Here is a 15929-nt window from a genome sequence, read left to right as displayed (position 1 = left end):
TGTGCTTGGCGCGAAAAGCAGGTGGCGTGTATCTTGCGGCGCGCCCCACCGTATGGGGCGGCATTGGAGCCCGCCGCAGCGGGCTTCGGCTTTCCATTCCCGAAATTTTCCCGATGAACGTTTTCATCAACGATGTGCCGCTGATAATTAAAAAGCTCAGCGAGAAGGTGTACAAGCACAAGTACGACCTGGTATTAGAAGCTACTGACGAGTTTACCAGCAAAGACCTGGTGGGCGATGTGCTGGTGCGCGATGCCACGGCGGCCTTCCTCGACCGCCTCTTGCGGCTGATGGAAGTGAAAAAATTAAAAAAACTCGACTCGCTCACCTTACTGGTGCGCAAGAAGAAAAATTTGATTCTGCACCTTAAAGACCAGTTCAAGATTGCCAAAGCCGCCGGCGGCCTAGTCGTGAAGGACGGCCAGGTGCTCATGATTTACCGCCTCGGCAAATGGGATTTGCCCAAGGGTAAGCTCAACCGCGACGAAGATGTGGCCCTAGGGGCCATCCGCGAGGTGGAGGAGGAGTGCAATATCAAGGTGGAGCTGGGCGAGGAATTGCCCAGCACCTGGCATTCCTACGCCTACAAGGGCAATAAAATGCTGAAGAAAACCAGCTGGTACGTCATGAAGTGCCTCGACGACTCGGTGATGCGTCCGCAAACCGAGGAGTACATCGAGGAAGTGCGCTGGATGTCGCCCCAGGATGCGCTGGCCCGCATCGAGGAGTCGTACGCGTCCATTGCCCTGGTGGTGCGCCATTACCTGAGCGAGATGGCCGGCAAGCCCGCCAAAACGACCTCCGGCTAATGCGCAGCATCCCCCACCGCTGCGCCGGGCCCGTGCGGTGGGTGGCCGTGCTGGGCCTAAGCCTAGGCCTAGGGCTGGCCGCCTGCTCGGGCGCGCACGAGCAGCACCGGGGGGCGCTGCCCCCAGCGCCCGTGCAGGTTGCGCCCACCACCGACGTGCCGGCGCTGCTCGGCGCTTCTATCGATGAGGTGCGGCGGCGCCTCGGGCCCGCGCAGCCGCTGCCCGGGCGTTTTACGGCTAGCCAGGCGAGCATGCTCTTCTACGCTGGCCAGGGGCCGGCCGATTCGGTAACAACCTTCCGGACCGGAGGGCTGCTGGTGCTGGCTAGCTACAATGCGCACTCGCGCCGGGTGCGCGATTTTCTGCTGCTGGGCCACCACGAAGACAGCCTCATGGGCCGCGCCCGCCTCCATACCAGTGCGGCCAACTACCTGGTAATGCCCGTGTTTTATGATAACCGTTCATTTCGGTTGCTAGGGCTGAGAGTTATCCCGGTTAAGTAAGAGTACCTAGGAAAGCCCTGCCGCTACTGCTTGCGGCGGGGCTTTTTTTTGGCCGCTCGCCAGCCAGAGCTGCCACCGCCCGCCGGTAGCCATCCCCCAAAGTTTCCTTAGCTTTACCAAGCCTAGCTGGCGCTAGGCTCGATTTTAGCAATTTCTTCCCCCCACTTCTCTCTATTCCCTGCGTATGCACCCAGCCTCCACCCTACGCGAGCCGCCGCTCCCAACCGCCACTACCAAGCACCCGCCTGGCCTCTACCTGCTGTTTCTCACCGAGATGTGGGAGCGCTTTAGCTACTACGGCATGCGCGGCCTGCTTACCCTGTACCTGACCAAAACGGCCCTGGCCGGCGGCCTAGGTATTCCGGAGGCGGCGGGCACGCTCATCTACGGCTATTTCACGGGGTTTGTGTACTTCACGCCCATCATTGGGGGTTGGCTGGCTGATAAATACATTGGCCAGCGGCGGGCCATTCTCATTGGGGGCATTACTATGGCCATCGGGCAGCTGTTCCTGTTTATGCAGCCGGAGCTGTCGACGCAAGGGGCCTTTTTCGGTCTGCCCTGGCCCGCGGCGCTGGGCTTGCTGCTGATTATTCTGGGTAACGGCTTCTTTAAGCCTAATATCTCGACCATCGTGGGCAAGCTTTATGAGCAGGGCGACCCGCGGCGCGATGCGGCGTTCACCATCTTTTACATGGGCATCAACACGGGCGCCTTTCTGGCCCCGCTGGTCTGCGGCTACTTTGCCGAAAACCTCTTTGCTACCCGCCACCTCGACCCAGCTACCCAGCAACTGGTGGTGGACCATTACGGCTTTCGCTACGGTTTTCTGGCCGCGGGCATCGGGATGCTCCTCGGGCAGTTCATCTTCAACGTGTTTGGCAACCGCTACCTAGGGTCCGTTGGGATGCAGCCCGAGGGGCGCGGCAACTCGACTGAGGCCGCGGCGGCCAAAGCCCCGCTCACCAAGCAGGAAACCGACCGCATGGCCGTCATCTTTGTGATTACGCTGTTTGTGGTGTTTTTCTGGGCGGGCTTCGAACAGGCGGGTTCATCGCTCACGCTTTATACCGACAAGTACATCAACCGCGAAGTAGCGGGCTTCCTGATTCCTACCTCGTGGTTTCAGTCCGTAAACGCAGGTTTTATCGTGCTGCTGGGCGCGCCCGTGGCGGCGCTTTGGGTTAGCCTGGCCCGCAAGGGCAAGGACCTGAGTATCCCCGTCAAAATGGGCCTAGGGATGGTCCTACTCGGCATAGGCTTCTTATTCATGGTTGGGGCCGTGCTGCAGCGCGGGGGCGATGTAGCCGACCAAACCGTAAAAGCCAGCATCTTGTGGCTGCTGGCTACGTATTTCTTCCATACCATCGGCGAGCTCTGTCTGTCGCCCGTGGGGCTGTCGATGGTATCGCGCCTCTCGCCACCGGCTCTCACCTCCATGTTGATGGGCGTGTGGTTCCTAGCACCCTTCGTGGCCCAAATCGCGGGTGGCTACATCGCCGCCTACGTCGAGACCCTAGGCGCCCTCAAAGTATTTGGCCTGATTGCCGCTTTCGTAATCCTAGCAGGCCTGTTGCTCGTCGCCATCTCGCGCAAGCTTTTCGGCATGATGCACGGCCGCGGCTAAGCAGCTCAAGCGTTGCCAACGCTTTGCGAAGCAGCGCTTCGCGCTACCACAAGTAAAAAGGCCCCGCTGGACAATGTCCAGCGGGGCCTTTTTGTATCCTCAAACAAATCAAAACCAAAATTCGAAAGTCAGCCCGCCGCAGGCGGGCGTATCCGCGAAATCAGTTTAATTCGTTAAATCTGCGGTCTACATCATGCCGCCCATGCCACCCATACCGCCCATGCCAGCATCGCCGGCACCGCCTTTTTCAGCTTCGGGCTCGTCCGAGATAACGGCTTCGGTCGTCAGCAGCAAGCCGGCGATAGAAGCAGCGTTTTCGAGGGCCAAACGGGTTACTTTGGTCGGGTCGATGATACCAGCGGCCACCAGGTTCTCATAGCGGTCCTCGCGGGCGTTGTAGCCAAAGTCGCCTTTGCCTTCGCGCACTTTCTGCACTACTACCGAGCCTTCGCCACCAGCGTTGGCCACGATGGTACGCAGGGGCGATTCGAGGGCCGTGCGGATGATGTTCACGCCAGTGCGCTCGTCGCTGTTGTGGGTGTCCACGGCTTCGAGGGCCTCAATGGCACGCACGAGGGCCACGCCACCGCCGGGTACTACGCCTTCCTCAACGGCGGCGCGGGTAGCGTGCAGGGCATCGTCTACGCGGTCTTTCTTCTCTTTCATTTCTACTTCGGTGCTAGCGCCGATGTAGAGAATAGCTACGCCGCCGCTCAACTTAGCGAGGCGCTCCTGCAGTTTCTCCTTGTCGTAGTCCGAGGTAGTAGTTTCCATCTGGGCCTTAATCTGGCCGATGCGGGAAGTGATGGCGTCTTTCGAGCCCTTGCCGTTGACGATGGTGGTGTTGTCTTTGTCGATGATAATTTTCTCAGCCGTACCGAGGTACTCCAAGGTAGCGTTTTCGAGCTTGTAGCCCTGCTCTTCGCTGATAACGGTACCGCCCGTGAGGGTGGCGATGTCTTCCAGCATGGCCTTGCGGCGGTCGCCGAAGCCAGGAGCTTTCACAGCCGCGATTTTCAGCGAACCACGGAGCTTGTTTACTACCAGCGTAGCAAGAGCTTCGCCATCAACATCTTCCGAGATGATAACCAAGGGCTTTCCAGTCTGGAGAACCTGCTCCAATACGGGCAGCAGCTCCTTCATGGTGCTCACTTTCTTGTCGTAGATGAGGACGTAGGGGCTGTCGAACTCAACCTCCATTTTCTCGGGGTTGGTCACGAAGTAGGGCGACAGGTAGCCGCGGTCAAACTGCATGCCTTCTACCGTTTTTACTTCGGTTTCGGTGCCGCGCGCTTCTTCTACCGTGATAACGCCTTCTTTACCAACCTTGTCCATGGCATCGGCAATCATTTTGCCGATTTCCGCGTCGTTGTTGGCCGAAATCGTACCTACCTGGGCGATTTCCGAGTTGTTCTCAATCTTCTTCGACTGCGACTTCAGGTTGGCAACTACGGCTTGCACCGCTTTGTCGATGCCGCGCTTCAAATCCATCGGGTTGGCACCGGCGGCCACGTTTTTCGAGCCAGCGGCGTAGATGGCCTGGGCCAATACGGTGGCGGTAGTGGTGCCGTCGCCAGCCTGGTCAGCCGTCTTCGAAGCCACTTCCTTCACGAGCTGAGCGCCCATGTTCTCGATGGGGTCGCGCAGCTCAATTTCTTTGGCTACGGTCACGCCGTCTTTGGTGATGCTCGGCGCGCCGAACTTCTTGTCAATAATAACGTTGCGGCCTTTCGGTCCAAGAGTTACTTTAACGGCGTTTGCCAATTTGTCGACGCCGCGTTTGAGGCGGTCACGACCTTCAGCGTCGAATTGAATGTTCTTAGCCATTGCTGGGTAAAGGAGAGAATGAAAAGATTAGGGGAGGAAAACGAAGTCGGACGCGACCTAGAGGACGGCCAGAATGTCCTTTTCCTGCATGATGAGGTAGTCATCCCCATCGATAGTGATTTCGGTGCCCGACCACTTGCCATACAGCACTTGGTCGCCGGCTTTCACCTGGGGCTGAATGAGGGTACCGCTGTCAGCCGTGCGGCCTTCGCCTACGGCTACCACTTCGCCGCGCTGGGGCTTTTCCTTGGCGGTGTCGGGGATGATGATGCCAGACTTGGTGGTGGCTTCGGCGGCGGCAGCCTTAACGACTACGCGGTCGGCCAGCGGTTTAATGCTCAGTGCCATGTGTTGGATTATGGGAATGATGTTTTGGGAAACGGGAAACTGGGGTATTCTACGGCGCCGACTGACACTAAATGTGCCAACCGGCCAAACCTGACAGAATGTGTAGCTGCAAGAGCCGGATTGGCAGAAATGTTTGGATAATGTGGCCTATGCCCGCCGCAATGGCGGTTGCCTCGGCCTAGGTACCTAGGTCGAGCCTGGTCGCTTTGACGCATGGGGAGGGCACCTAGGGCAAGGAGCAACTGGCTATTAACAAAAAAGCAGTGGCGGCCGCGAGAGTCACGGCCGCCACTGCTTGGCGCATCAAAAAAAAGCGATTGCGATTACTGAGCGGGCTGGGGCGCGGTGGCCGGGGCCGGAGTAGGAACGGTCGCGCCGGGGGCCGGGGCCGCGGGGGCTGCCGGGGCGGGCAGCTTCACTTGCTGGGCACGCTGCTGGTTGATGCTGCGCGCCGGGCCGTCGCCGAAGGTTATCATGTGGGTGCCCAGCGACAAGACAATCAGGGTAATGGCGAAGCCCCAGGTGAGCTTTTCGAGCAGGTCGCCGGTGCGCTTTACGCCCATGAGGTTGGCCGCGCCACCCGAGCCAAATTGGTTGCTTAGGCCGCCGCCTTTGGGGTTTTGGGCCAGTACTACGAGCGCCAGCAACAGGCACACAACCAGAATAAGTACAACTAACAGAGTAAACATGAGAAAGATAAATAGCTACGCCTGCGGGCGTAAGGAGTCAATTTGGGCTGCAAAGTACGCCATTTTTTCCGGGTGTTTCACTATCAGGCGTTCATAAATTGCAATTGCCCGTTCGGGCTTGCCCTGGCTAACCAGAATCTGGGCCAGGTTTTCGGAGGCTAAATCGGGTACGACGCGGGTGCTGGGGCCGGCCAGGTCGGGCTGTTCCTCGTCGGAGGCCGCGGGAAGTAGCGCGCGCCGCCGCGCGGCGCCCTGCGGCGTGCGGCGCAAAAAACTGTCAATAAGGTCGTTGACGGCGGGGGCGGGGGCGGCTAGCTGGTGGGTAGCCAGGTGCGCTAGCACCAGCGCATCGGGCGCGAAAAACTCGCTGGCCGGCGGGAGCGGGGCGCTGGGCAATAGGGCGGCGGGCCCGGTTAGCAGGCTGTATTCGGTAGCCAGCCCCTGGAGGCAAAATCCCAGGCGGCTACCTTCGGTAGGCGCGTAGCCCACCTGCGGGTCGCCCCGGAAAGCGGGGAGCGGCGAGGAAAGCACATCGATGGTAATGCCTAGGGGCAGCTTGACCTCGGGCAGGCGGTAAGCCATAATCTCGGCGGGCTCCGCATCGGCTAGGCCAAACTCGGCGTGCGCGAGCTCCGCTTCGGCGGGTGGCCGAATGGGCGGGGCCTGCGCCGGCAGCTCTGGCTCGGCTTCCTCAACGGCGGTTTCTTGCTCAGGCTCAGGCGCTATTTCTGGCTCGGTAAGGTCGGCGGCGGGCAGTGGCGCCAGCGGCAAAACTTCAGCCTCGGCCGCAGGAGCGGGCTCGGGAGTTGGCAGCTCGGGCAGCGGCAGCACCGTGTGCTCGACCTCCACCAGGGTAACGGGAGGCTCGGCCGGCTCGGCGGCCGCTAGGTCGGGCAAGGGCGCTGCTGCCAGAGGCACCGCATTGCCAACGGTGGCCAGCTCGGTAGCCACCAGGGCCAGTTCGGCTACGGCAGCTAGCTCAGGCTCTAGGGGCTCGGCGGCGGGGGCAGGGGCCAGTTCGATGAGCTGGCGCAGGTGGGCGCGATCGGCGGCGTAGGTGGCCGCGCGGCGCAGGCGCTGGCTGGCCAGCATCGAGCCCTGGTCGTGCGCAGCCTTTGCTAGCAGCAGGTGAGCCGTTTGGCAGTAGGGAAAAGCCTGCGCCAGCTGCTCCAGCTCGCGCACATCAGCCCCGGTGAGGGTGGCGGGGTGGGCAAGCAGCTGAAGCAGGGTGAGTCGGGTCATGGGGCAGCAGTAGGAGTGGAAGAAGGTGCTTAGGTGCCACGTACGCAGCAAAATAGGCATCTCACTGCTTCCGCACTAGCACCGCCTCTCCTTTGTGAACGGGCCAAAGATACGGTGTCCAGTACTGCGTATCTTCATAAACAGCCTCCAGGAGCTTACCTGGCTGCCAGCTGCGAAAGGCCACCTAGGGCAGCCGGGCCAACCGGTTATGACAAAGTGACAAAATGCCTGGCCGGCCACCGGCCAGAGTTCAGTAGCACTCCGTAGCGTTTGGAAGCGGGCGGCCGGGTTGTAAACAGCCAGCTACCAGTTGGCAACAGACTTGTTGAACATGTCGCTGATGATGTTGCGCGTAATGTTGCGGATGGCATTCAGGTCGTTGTTGACCGTGGCAATGTCCTGGGTAGCAGCAAAATCGGCCTGGCTCTGAAAGGTCTGCTCGAAGTCCTGCTTCGAGTCTTTGGTGTTGGTGAAGCGCAGCTGCACCTGGATGGTGAGGCGGTTGGTGCCCGCTTGGCTCACCGTGCCTACCTGCTGGATGGCCGCCGGCGCGTAGTCGTAGGCCGCGATGTTGCCTTCGAATTGTAAATCACCATCACGGGGCACTAGTTTGAGCGTAGTGTTGCGCTGAAAATAGTCTTTGATGTCCTCCGTAAAGCGCTGGCTCAGCGCGGCGGGCGCATTCGGGGCCGTATTCTGAAACGTCTGAATAGAAATAGTCTTAACGGACGGGTCGATGTTCGTGCCGTTGAAGGAATAGATGCCGCAGCCGCTCAGCAGCACCCCCGGCAAGGCTAGAGCCAGGCAGGCTACCGCCCGGCGCCGGCCCGGCAAGGCAGCAATAACAACGCGATTAAGCCGATTCCAAATCATACTGTTTCAGCTTGCGGTAAAGGGTACGCTCGGAAATGCCGAGGTCCTGCGCGGCGTATTTGCGTTTGTTGTGGTGCTTGCGCAACGCCTTGAGAATCATTTCTTTCTCAATGGCATCGAGCGACAGCGTTTCCTCTTCAGTTTCGTGCGAGATGTCCTCCGTCTGCGCGTCCTCATCCTCATCGGTATACGAAGCGGGCGAGGCCACATCGACGCGCAGCGGGCCGGCACCCGGCGCCAGCAGGTAGCCGCTGGCCTCGGCTGGGTTGTCGGGGCTGGGGTAGGGCGAGGCCTCGCCTAGGTTCGTAAACAGGTGGCTGTTCTGGTGCAGCAGCTCCTGGGCATCGGCGGCGGGGCGCGGGCCTGTGCCGCTGGCCAGCTCCAGCACCACCTTCTTGAGGTCGGTCATGTCGCGGCGCATATCGAAGAGCAGCCGGTACAGAATGTCGCGCTCCGAGTACGAGCTGAAGTCGGCGCCGGGGCCGCTGCCCCCGTGGCCGGGCAGCAAGGCCGGCAGCTGCGAAGTTTGGGCGGCCGGCAGATAAGTAGTCAGCCGGGTAGCATCTACCTCACGCTCCATTTCCAGCACCGAAATCTGCTCAGCTAAGTTCTTGAGCTGACGAATATTACCCGGAAAGCGGAACCTAGTGAGCAGTCGCACCGCATCGGGAGTGAGCGCGATGGGCTTCACGCGGTGCTTCTCCGAAAAGTCAGCCGTGAACTTGCGGAACAGCAGGTAAATATCGTCGCCCCGGTCGCGCAGCGGCGGTACCATAATGGGCACCGTGTTGAGGCGGTAATACAGGTCTTCGCGAAATTTGCCGGCCTGCACGCGGTCGAGCAGATTTACGTTGGTAGCGGCCACCACGCGCACATCGGTCTTCTGCACCTTGCTGCTGCCCACGCGGATAAATTCGCCGTTTTCGAGCACGCGCAGCAGCCGGGCCTGGGTGCCGAGGGGCATCTCGGCAATCTCATCCAAGAAGATGGTGCCGCCGTCCGTTACCTCGAAGTAGCCCTTGCGCGCCTCGTTGGCGCCCGTAAACGCGCCCTTTTCGTGCCCAAACAGCTCCGAATCAATTGTGCCCTCCGGGATGGCGCCGCAGTTGATAGCGATAAACTGCCCGTGCTTGCGCGGCGAAAGCGCGTGGATAATCTTGGAAAACGACTCCTTGCCCGACCCGCTTTCGCCGGTAATGAGCACTGTCATATCGGTGGGCGCCACTTGCGTGGCCACCTGAATGGCGTAGTTCAGCGCTGGCGCGTTGCCGATGATGCCGAAGCGCTGCTTGATGGATTGTATCTCTTGATTTGTCATTGGCTAGGCCAAGCCTAACCGGCTCAGTCCGCTGAAGTTATTTCTTAGGATAGTTCACGCGCCATAACAGGCGAATGACTAGAAAGGCGATGAAGCCGCCAATCAATAGCTGGATAGCCTGCCAGATAAGCAAGCCGTTCATAGGGTTGTTCATGCTTATCGGGGATGAATTCTGGCTACACGGCTTCGCCGATGAGCGAGCCACCGGTATTGGTGTGCACCAGCACGTTAACGTAGTCGCCCTTCTGGAAATTACCCTTCGGGAAAATGACCACCTGGTTCTGGCTGTTGCGGCCGCTGAGGTCATCTTTCGAGCGCTTCGAGAAGTTTTCGACCAGCACCTGGTGCACGCGGCCTACGCCACGCTCGTAGCGCAGGCGGCTGTGGGCGTGCTGGCGGTCAATGATTTCCTGGAGGCGGCGCTTCTTGGTTTCCAGCGGAATATCGTCGGCGAGCTTGCGGGCGGCGAGGGTGCCGGGGCGCTCCGAGTAGAAGAACATGTAGGCCATGTCGTACTGCACGTGGTCGAGGAGGCTGAGCGTATCCTGGTGCTCCTCCTCGGTTTCGGAGCAGAAGCCGGCAATCATGTCGGTCGAGATGGCGCAGTCGTCGCCCAAAATGCGGCGCACGGCGGCCACGCGGTCCTCGTACCAGGCGCGGTCGTAGGTGCGGTTCATCAGCTCCAGCACCCGCGAGTTGCCGCTTTGGGCGGGCAGGTGCAGGTATTTACAGATGTTAGCGTGGCGCGCCATCGTGTGCAGCACCTCGTCGGTGATATCCTTGGGATGCGAGGTTGAGAAGCGCACCCGCAGCTGCGGGCTGATGAGGGCCACGCGCTCCAGCAACTGGGCGAAGTTGACGCGTTCGGTGCCGTCTTCGCTGGCCCACTTGTAGGAGTCTACGTTCTGACCCAGGAGGGTAACTTCCTTGTAGCCAGCGGACACGAGGTCGCGGGCTTCCTGCACGATGCTATGGGCGTCGCGGCTGCGCTCGCGCCCACGGGTGAAGGGCACCACGCAAAACGAGCACATATTGTCGCAGCCGCGCATGATGCTGATGAAGGCCGATACGCCGTTGGAGTTCAGGCGCACGGGCGTGATGTCGGCGTAGGTTTCCTCGCGGCTCAGCAGCACGTTCACGGCCTTTTGGCCACCATCGACTTGGGCAATGAGTTGCGGCAAGTCGCGGTATGCGTCGGGACCGACCACAAGGTCCACGATTTTTTCTTCCTCCAGAAACTTGCTTTTCAGGCGCTCGGCCATGCAGCCGAGCACGCCCACCAGCATCCCGGGCTTACGCTTTTTGTGCGAATTAATTTGCCTGAGGCGCATCCGCACGGTCTGCTCGGCCTTTTCGCGGATGGAGCAGGTGTTGAGCAACACGAGGTCGGCGGTGGCAAGGTCTTCGGTGGTGTCAAACCCCTCGTCGGCCAGGATGCTGGACACGATTTCGGAGTCGGAGAAATTCATCTGGCAGCCGTAGCTCTCGATGTAGAGCTTGCGGCCGGTGCCGGGGCCGGTGGCTGCGCTCACACGCACCTCGGCGGGCAGGGCCTCGGCTACGGGCGCTTTATCGAGAAAATCTAAGGTAATGAGCGGTTGAGACATAGCAGGCAATACGCCCGAAGCTGGGAGCCGGGCAGACACAAAGATACAAAATAGGGCCGGGAAATGACAGAATGACAGCTTTTTCAATTATCAATGAACAACGAGCAATTATCGGTTCATCTGATGCGCGACACCTAACCGCCAGAGGAGCTGATAATTGCTCATTGTTCATTGATAATTGTCCCTAGGGCTTCCAGCACGCCCTGCGCCTTGAGCAGGCACTCCTGGTACTCCTGCGCGGGCACCGAGTCATAGGTGATAGCCGAGCCCACTTGCAGGCTGAGGTAGCCGGTGTCGGCGCGGTACTGAAGGCTGCGAATCACGACGTTGAAGTTGAAGCTGCCATCGGGCAGCACGTAGCCGAAGCTGCCGCTGTAGAGGCCGCGCCGGGTAGCTTCGTACTGCTCGATAAGCTGCATAGCGCGGATTTTGGGCGCGCCGGTCATGGAGCCCATTGGGAAAGTAGCGCGCAGGATATCGGCCAAGTCTACGCCGGGTTTCAGGTCGGCCGCAACGGTTGAAATCAACTGCCAAACGTGGCGAAAACCGTAGGTGCCAAATAGTTCGGGCACGCGCACGGTGCCCGGTTGGGCCACGCGGGCGAGGTCGTTGCGCACGAGGTCCACTATCATCAGGTTTTCGGCGCGCTCCTTTTCGTCGTGCAGTAAGGCTAGGCGCTGGGCTTCGTCCTCGGCCGGCGTAGCGCCGCGCCGCCGCGTGCCTTTGATGGGCTGGGAGGTAATAATGCCCTGCTGCTGCGTGATGAAGCATTCGGGCGAGGCGCAGAGCAAATAATGGTCGTGGTAGCGCAGAAAGCCCGCGTAGGGCGCGGGCGACACTTCATTGAGCCGCCAAAAGGCCGCCACGGGGTCGAGCGCCACGTTTTCGGCGTAGAACTCCTGGCATAAGTTTAACTCGTAGACCTCACCGTTCAGAATGTCCTCGCGCACCGCTTCCACGGCCCCTAGGTAGTCGGCGCGGGGCATCCGGGGGCGCAGCGGCGGCACGGTGGCCGGCGCGGCCGCGGGCACGGCAGTCATCAGAATGGCCGCCAGCACGCCGGCCGTGCGGCCGTGCAGCTCCAGCGTGTCGGGCTGCCAGCGCAGCCAGGTTTCGGGCTGAAAAAAATGCAGCGCCGGCCAATCAAAATTCGAGGGATTGTGACTGCTTAGGGCTTCCAGCTTATTCTTAATATCGTAGGTAATAAACCCGAAGGAAGGCCGTGACTGGTTGGGCGTGGCACCTAGGTAGGCGGGTAGTTCGCCTAGCGCGGTAGGCGCGCCAGGGGCGGCCGAAGCCACGGCCAGCAGCCGGCTGAACGTGCCCGCTGCCGACTGCTGCAAGTCATTGTGCTCATAATAAGCGCAGTGTGGAAACTGCGCTGCCCACTGCAAGGCGCGGGCGCTAAAGTTGGTGGGTAGGTCGGTGAGCGGAATGCGAAGCATAGAAGTACCGTGGACCCTGCGGGTCCGCGCGGGAGTAGGCTAGATAAGGCGCATAACGCGCGGACCCGCAGGGTCCATGGTACAGCAGGATACAGCTACAACTGGCGCAGGGCCAGCTTGGCTTTTTGGTCGGTGCTATTTTTATACTCGTGCTTGGGGTAGCGCATGGCCTGCTCAAAATAGCCTTTTGCCGCCGCCCGCTGCCCGGCGGCCTGGGCCAGGTAGCCGAGTTGCAACGCCGCCTGTGGCGCGAAGTAGTAGGCCGGCTCCCCGAGGGCGGCCGAGCGGCGCAGCGTGCGCTGGTAGTCGGCGCGGGCCGAATCGAGCCGGCCCAGGCCCTGCCACACGCGGGCACGGCGGTAGGGCGCTTCGAGCTGGTCGCGCGCGGGCGTATTTATTATTGGTCGAAATTGCTGCAACGTGCTCAGCGCCTGCGCGTAGTAGCCACCATCGGTTTGCAAGCGGGCGTGGGTGAGGATGGGATTTAGCAGCTGCGCATCGTGGTAAAAGCGTTGGGCGTAAATGTCTTCCTCGATGGTGAGCGGGCCGTCTAGGTTGATTTGTTGGCGGTAGCGCTCGGTAGTGGCGGCTGGTGCGCCGCCCAGCCAGGCGGCTAAGTAGAGCTTAAACGCGGCATCCTTGCGGTAGTAGTCGCCCCGGTACTCGCGCAAAAACTGCTGATTCTCAGCCAGCGAGGCGGCGTATTCGCCGTGGTAGAGTAGCAGGTCGCCGGCCAGGTGATGCACGAAGCCAACCGGCAGATACGCGGGGCCAGTGGGCCGGGCGCGGTAGGCGGCCAGTGCCTCGTCGCCGTGGTGCTGGCGCTTGTTGAGGCTGATTACCAGGTAGCTGAATAACAGGTTATCCGGCTGCTGGCGGGCCAGGCGGCCCGCCAGCACCAGGCTTTCCGGGCCCTGCTTGTAATATGACTCCCGAATGAGCGCCAGCAGAATCTGGCTTTCGGTCTGGAAGTCATTGGGCTGCGCGGCGGCCAGGCTCAGGTTACGCAAGCCTTCCTCCACGCTGCCGCGCAGGCCCAGCAGCCGCAAAAACCAGTGATAGCCCTCGGGCAGCGAGCCGATGCCGAACTGACACAGCCCTAGGGTCTTGCGGGCGGGCACGAAGGCCGGGTAGCGCGCCGCCACGGCTTGCATCAGGCCGGCGGTGCGGCGCAGGTTCCAGGCGCCGCGCACCTCGTGGTGAAAGCCAATCTGGGCCAGCGCCTGGTGCAGGCTGATTTCGGCCTGGGCGTAGTCGCGTAGGGCGCTGGCGGGCGTTTTTTCGAGCGTGGCCAGCCGGGCTTCGTGGGCGGCCAGCGTGGCCTCGTAGCGGCTGGCATCCTGGCTCACGATGAGCTCCACGAAGTCGGCGCAATCGGCCACGAGCAGCGTGCCGGGCGCGTTAGGGGCTTCGCTGATAAGTAGTTGGCGACAGGTGCCGACTCTCAGCTTTAGCAGCTCGGCGTAGGCGCGGCGGGCGCCGGGCGAGAGGTTTTCCGATTTAGCTTCGGTTTCAAAAGGCGCGGCCTGACGGATTTGTCGCAGAGGTCCGTAGAGGGTTGAGTAGAGGCTGGCAGAGGGGATACATAGCCCGATTGCCAGGCTCAGCCCACCTCTACTCAACCCTCTGCGGACCTCTACGAGAAATCTCAAAATCAAGAAGATATAAAAAAAGGAACGACTAAAGCCGTTCCTTTCTCTTACTCAAAAACTATTAGTTAAGCGGCAACTACCACTGCCTTGCCTTCCACGTCGGCCAGGATGCGGCCGCAGTGCTCGCACACGATGATTTTCTTGTGCGAGATAATATCGGCCTGGCGCTGCGGGGGCACCGTGTTGAAGCAGCCACCGCAGGCGTCGCGGCGCACGAGCACCACGGCGAGGCGGTTGCGCATGTTGCCGCGGATGCGGTCGTAGGCCGTCAGCAAGCGGGGTTCTACGGGCTGGGTGGCGCCTTCGCGCTCGGCCACAAGGGTTTTTTCCTCAGCTTCGTTCTCGGCCACGATGGTGTCGAGTTCGGCTTTTTTAGTATCGAGGTCCTTGCGGCGCTCGTCGAGGCGCAGGCGCGTCACGTTGGCCTCGGTGTTTTTCTGCTCAATCTGGTACTGAGCTTCTTTGATTTTTTTGTCGGAAATCTGAATTTCCAAGCGCTGGAGCTCTACTTCTTTCGCAATGGCCTCGTACTCACGGTTGTTGCGAACGTTGGTTTGCTGCTCTTCGTAGCGCTTGATGAGGCCTTCGGCCTCCTTGGTAGCGGCTTTGCGCTGCTTAATCTGGTCGTTGAGGCCGCTGATTTCGTCGTCGAAGCGCTTTACGCGGGCTTCGTAGCCGGCAATCTCGTCTTCCAGGTCGCGGACTTCCTCGGGCAGGTCACCGCGCACGCGCCGGATTTCATCAAGCTGCGAATCAATGCGTTGCAGGTTGAGCAGGGCTTCGAGCTTAGCCGAAACGGGCGCATCGGCCGGGTTAACCACGGCGGCGGAGTTAGCAGTCATAATGAACGGGATTCGTGGGAGTTTCAGCGAATAAGACCGCAAAAGTACGACTGAACGTTCCCAGCAACAAATCGCGGAAGATTTCGCCCGTGTACTGCTCGCTCTCGAAGTGCCCCACATCGCAGAGCATCAGCCGGCCCTCGGGGGCAAAAAATTCGTGGTACTTCACGTCGCCCGTCACGTAGGCATCGGCCCCGCTAGCCACGGCCGCGCCGGTGAGAAAGCTGCCCGCGCCGCCACACAGGGCCACTTTTTTGATGTCATTTTCAAAGGCCGTGTACTTCACCACCGGCACCCCTAGGGCCTGCTTGAGGCGGGCGCGGAAGGCAGCCGGACTCAGCGCCTCGGGTAGCTCGCCCACCATGCCCGCGCCCACGTCCTGGTGCTGGTTTTCGAGCTTCACGATTTCGTAGGCCACTTCTTCATACGGATGCGCCTGCCGCAACGCTTGCAACACGGCCTCCTGGCGGTGCAGCGGCAGCAGTACTTCGAGCTTGATTTCGGGCACGGCCTCGGGCTGGTTTTCGGCGCCTAGGGTGGGGGTGGTGCCCGCGCCGGGCGTGAAGGTGCCGGTGCCGGGCGTCTGGAAGCTACAGTCCTTATAGTCGCTGACTTGGCCCGCGCCGGCGGCGTACAGCGCCTGCAGCACCTGGTCGGCCAGGCCGGGGTAGGCAGGCGTATGTGGCACGTAGGTGCTGAGGCGGCCTAGGGTGCCAGTTTTGGGGGCGAGAATGCGGAGGTTGACCAGGCCCAGCTTTTCGGCCAGCTTGGCGTTTACGCCCTGGCGCACGTGGTCGAGGTTGGTGTGGGCGGCGTAGATGGCCACGTCGGCCTTGAGCGCGGCCATGATGGTTTGCTCGACCAAGCCCTTGCCGGTGAGGCGCTTGAGCGGCCGAAAAATAACGGGGTGGTGGCACAGCACCACGTTGCAGCCGCGCCGAGCGGCCTCGGCCACCACGGCGGGCGTGCAGTCGAGGGCCAGCAGCACGCCGGTTATTTCGACGCTGGGCAGGCCGCATTGCAGGCCGGCGTTGTCGTAGCTTTCCTGGTAGGCGAGGGGCGCGGCGGCTTCGATGAGCCGGGCCAGGTCTTGAACGGTGGGCACGATGGATTGCGGAATGGGTTGATGCTGGAACGCTTGCAATAA

14 protein-coding genes are annotated in these 15929 nt (G+C 61.1%); 3 read left to right on the top strand and 11 right to left on the bottom strand.

Features of this window, described 5'->3' with window-relative positions:
* Positions 1-113: 113 nt before the first annotated feature.
* From ACFSDX_RS11110 to ACFSDX_RS11100, 3 genes are all read left to right on the top strand, one after another.
* Entirely contained in the window at positions 114-809 is a 696-nt protein-coding gene (locus ACFSDX_RS11110; RefSeq protein ID WP_382313470.1) for an NUDIX hydrolase, read from the top strand.
* Positions 809-1312: a hypothetical protein gene (locus ACFSDX_RS11105; RefSeq protein ID WP_382313469.1), complete on the top strand. Its 504-nt coding sequence runs from the start codon at positions 809-811 to the stop codon at positions 1310-1312. Before ACFSDX_RS11110 ends, ACFSDX_RS11105 begins: the two co-directional genes overlap by 1 nt.
* Before the next feature lie 184 nt (positions 1313-1496).
* Complete coding sequence (locus tag ACFSDX_RS11100) at positions 1497-2939, top strand: peptide MFS transporter (protein WP_382313468.1); 1443 nt, start codon at positions 1497-1499, stop codon at positions 2937-2939.
* A gap of 186 nt (positions 2940-3125) precedes the next feature.
* On the opposite strand, the gene groL is transcribed toward ACFSDX_RS11100, so the two are convergent.
* The 11 genes from groL to ACFSDX_RS11045 all read right to left on the bottom strand — a co-directional run bounded on the left by groL (position 3126) and on the right by ACFSDX_RS11045 (position 15887).
* The gene (groL, locus tag ACFSDX_RS11095) at positions 3126-4766 is read right to left on the bottom strand and encodes a chaperonin GroEL (protein ID WP_382313467.1); all 1641 of its coding nucleotides are present in this window, start codon (positions 4764-4766) and stop codon (positions 3126-3128) included.
* A gap of 57 nt (positions 4767-4823) precedes the next feature.
* Positions 4824-5114 (bottom strand): co-chaperone GroES, encoded by a 291-nt coding sequence (gene groES / locus ACFSDX_RS11090; protein ID WP_382313466.1) that lies wholly within the window; start codon positions 5112-5114, stop codon positions 4824-4826.
* A 323-nt stretch (positions 5115-5437) separates the two neighbouring features.
* The gene (secG, locus tag ACFSDX_RS11085) at positions 5438-5803 is read right to left on the bottom strand and encodes a preprotein translocase subunit SecG (RefSeq protein ID WP_382313464.1); all 366 of its coding nucleotides are present in this window, start codon (positions 5801-5803) and stop codon (positions 5438-5440) included.
* Between the two features lie 15 nt (positions 5804-5818).
* Positions 5819-7045: a hypothetical protein gene (locus tag ACFSDX_RS11080; protein ID WP_382313463.1), complete on the bottom strand. Its 1227-nt coding sequence runs from the start codon at positions 7043-7045 to the stop codon at positions 5819-5821.
* A 303-nt stretch (positions 7046-7348) separates the two neighbouring features.
* Complete coding sequence (lptE, locus tag ACFSDX_RS11075) at positions 7349-7918, bottom strand: LPS assembly lipoprotein LptE (protein WP_382313462.1); 570 nt, start codon at positions 7916-7918, stop codon at positions 7349-7351.
* The gene (locus ACFSDX_RS11070; protein WP_382313461.1) at positions 7899-9236 is read right to left on the bottom strand and encodes a sigma-54 interaction domain-containing protein; all 1338 of its coding nucleotides are present in this window, start codon (positions 9234-9236) and stop codon (positions 7899-7901) included. Before ACFSDX_RS11070 ends, lptE begins: the two co-directional genes overlap by 20 nt.
* 176 nt (positions 9237-9412) lie before the next feature.
* Positions 9413-10843 (bottom strand): tRNA (N6-isopentenyl adenosine(37)-C2)-methylthiotransferase MiaB, encoded by a 1431-nt coding sequence (gene miaB / locus ACFSDX_RS11065; RefSeq protein WP_382313459.1) that lies wholly within the window; start codon positions 10841-10843, stop codon positions 9413-9415.
* Between the two features lie 161 nt (positions 10844-11004).
* Positions 11005-12288, bottom strand: coding sequence for an anthranilate synthase component I family protein (locus ACFSDX_RS11060; protein WP_382313458.1), 1284 nt, complete (start codon positions 12286-12288; stop codon positions 11005-11007).
* Positions 12289-12383: 95 nt separating this feature from the next.
* Positions 12384-13940 (bottom strand): hypothetical protein, encoded by a 1557-nt coding sequence (locus ACFSDX_RS11055; protein WP_382313457.1) that lies wholly within the window; start codon positions 13938-13940, stop codon positions 12384-12386.
* 65 nt (positions 13941-14005) lie between these two features.
* Positions 14006-14782 (bottom strand): zinc ribbon domain-containing protein, encoded by a 777-nt coding sequence (locus tag ACFSDX_RS11050; RefSeq protein ID WP_382313456.1) that lies wholly within the window; start codon positions 14780-14782, stop codon positions 14006-14008.
* Positions 14772-15887: a Nif3-like dinuclear metal center hexameric protein gene (locus ACFSDX_RS11045; RefSeq protein ID WP_382313455.1), complete on the bottom strand. Its 1116-nt coding sequence runs from the start codon at positions 15885-15887 to the stop codon at positions 14772-14774. Before ACFSDX_RS11045 ends, ACFSDX_RS11050 begins: the two co-directional genes overlap by 11 nt.
* Positions 15888-15929: the final 42 nt, after the last annotated feature.

The organism is Hymenobacter bucti (assembly GCF_042681145.1).
Classification (GTDB): Bacteria; Bacteroidota; Bacteroidia; order Cytophagales; family Hymenobacteraceae; genus Hymenobacter; species Hymenobacter bucti.
The sequence above is the reverse complement of the archived record's forward strand: the minus strand, read 5'-3'. Positions and strand labels throughout refer to the sequence as shown.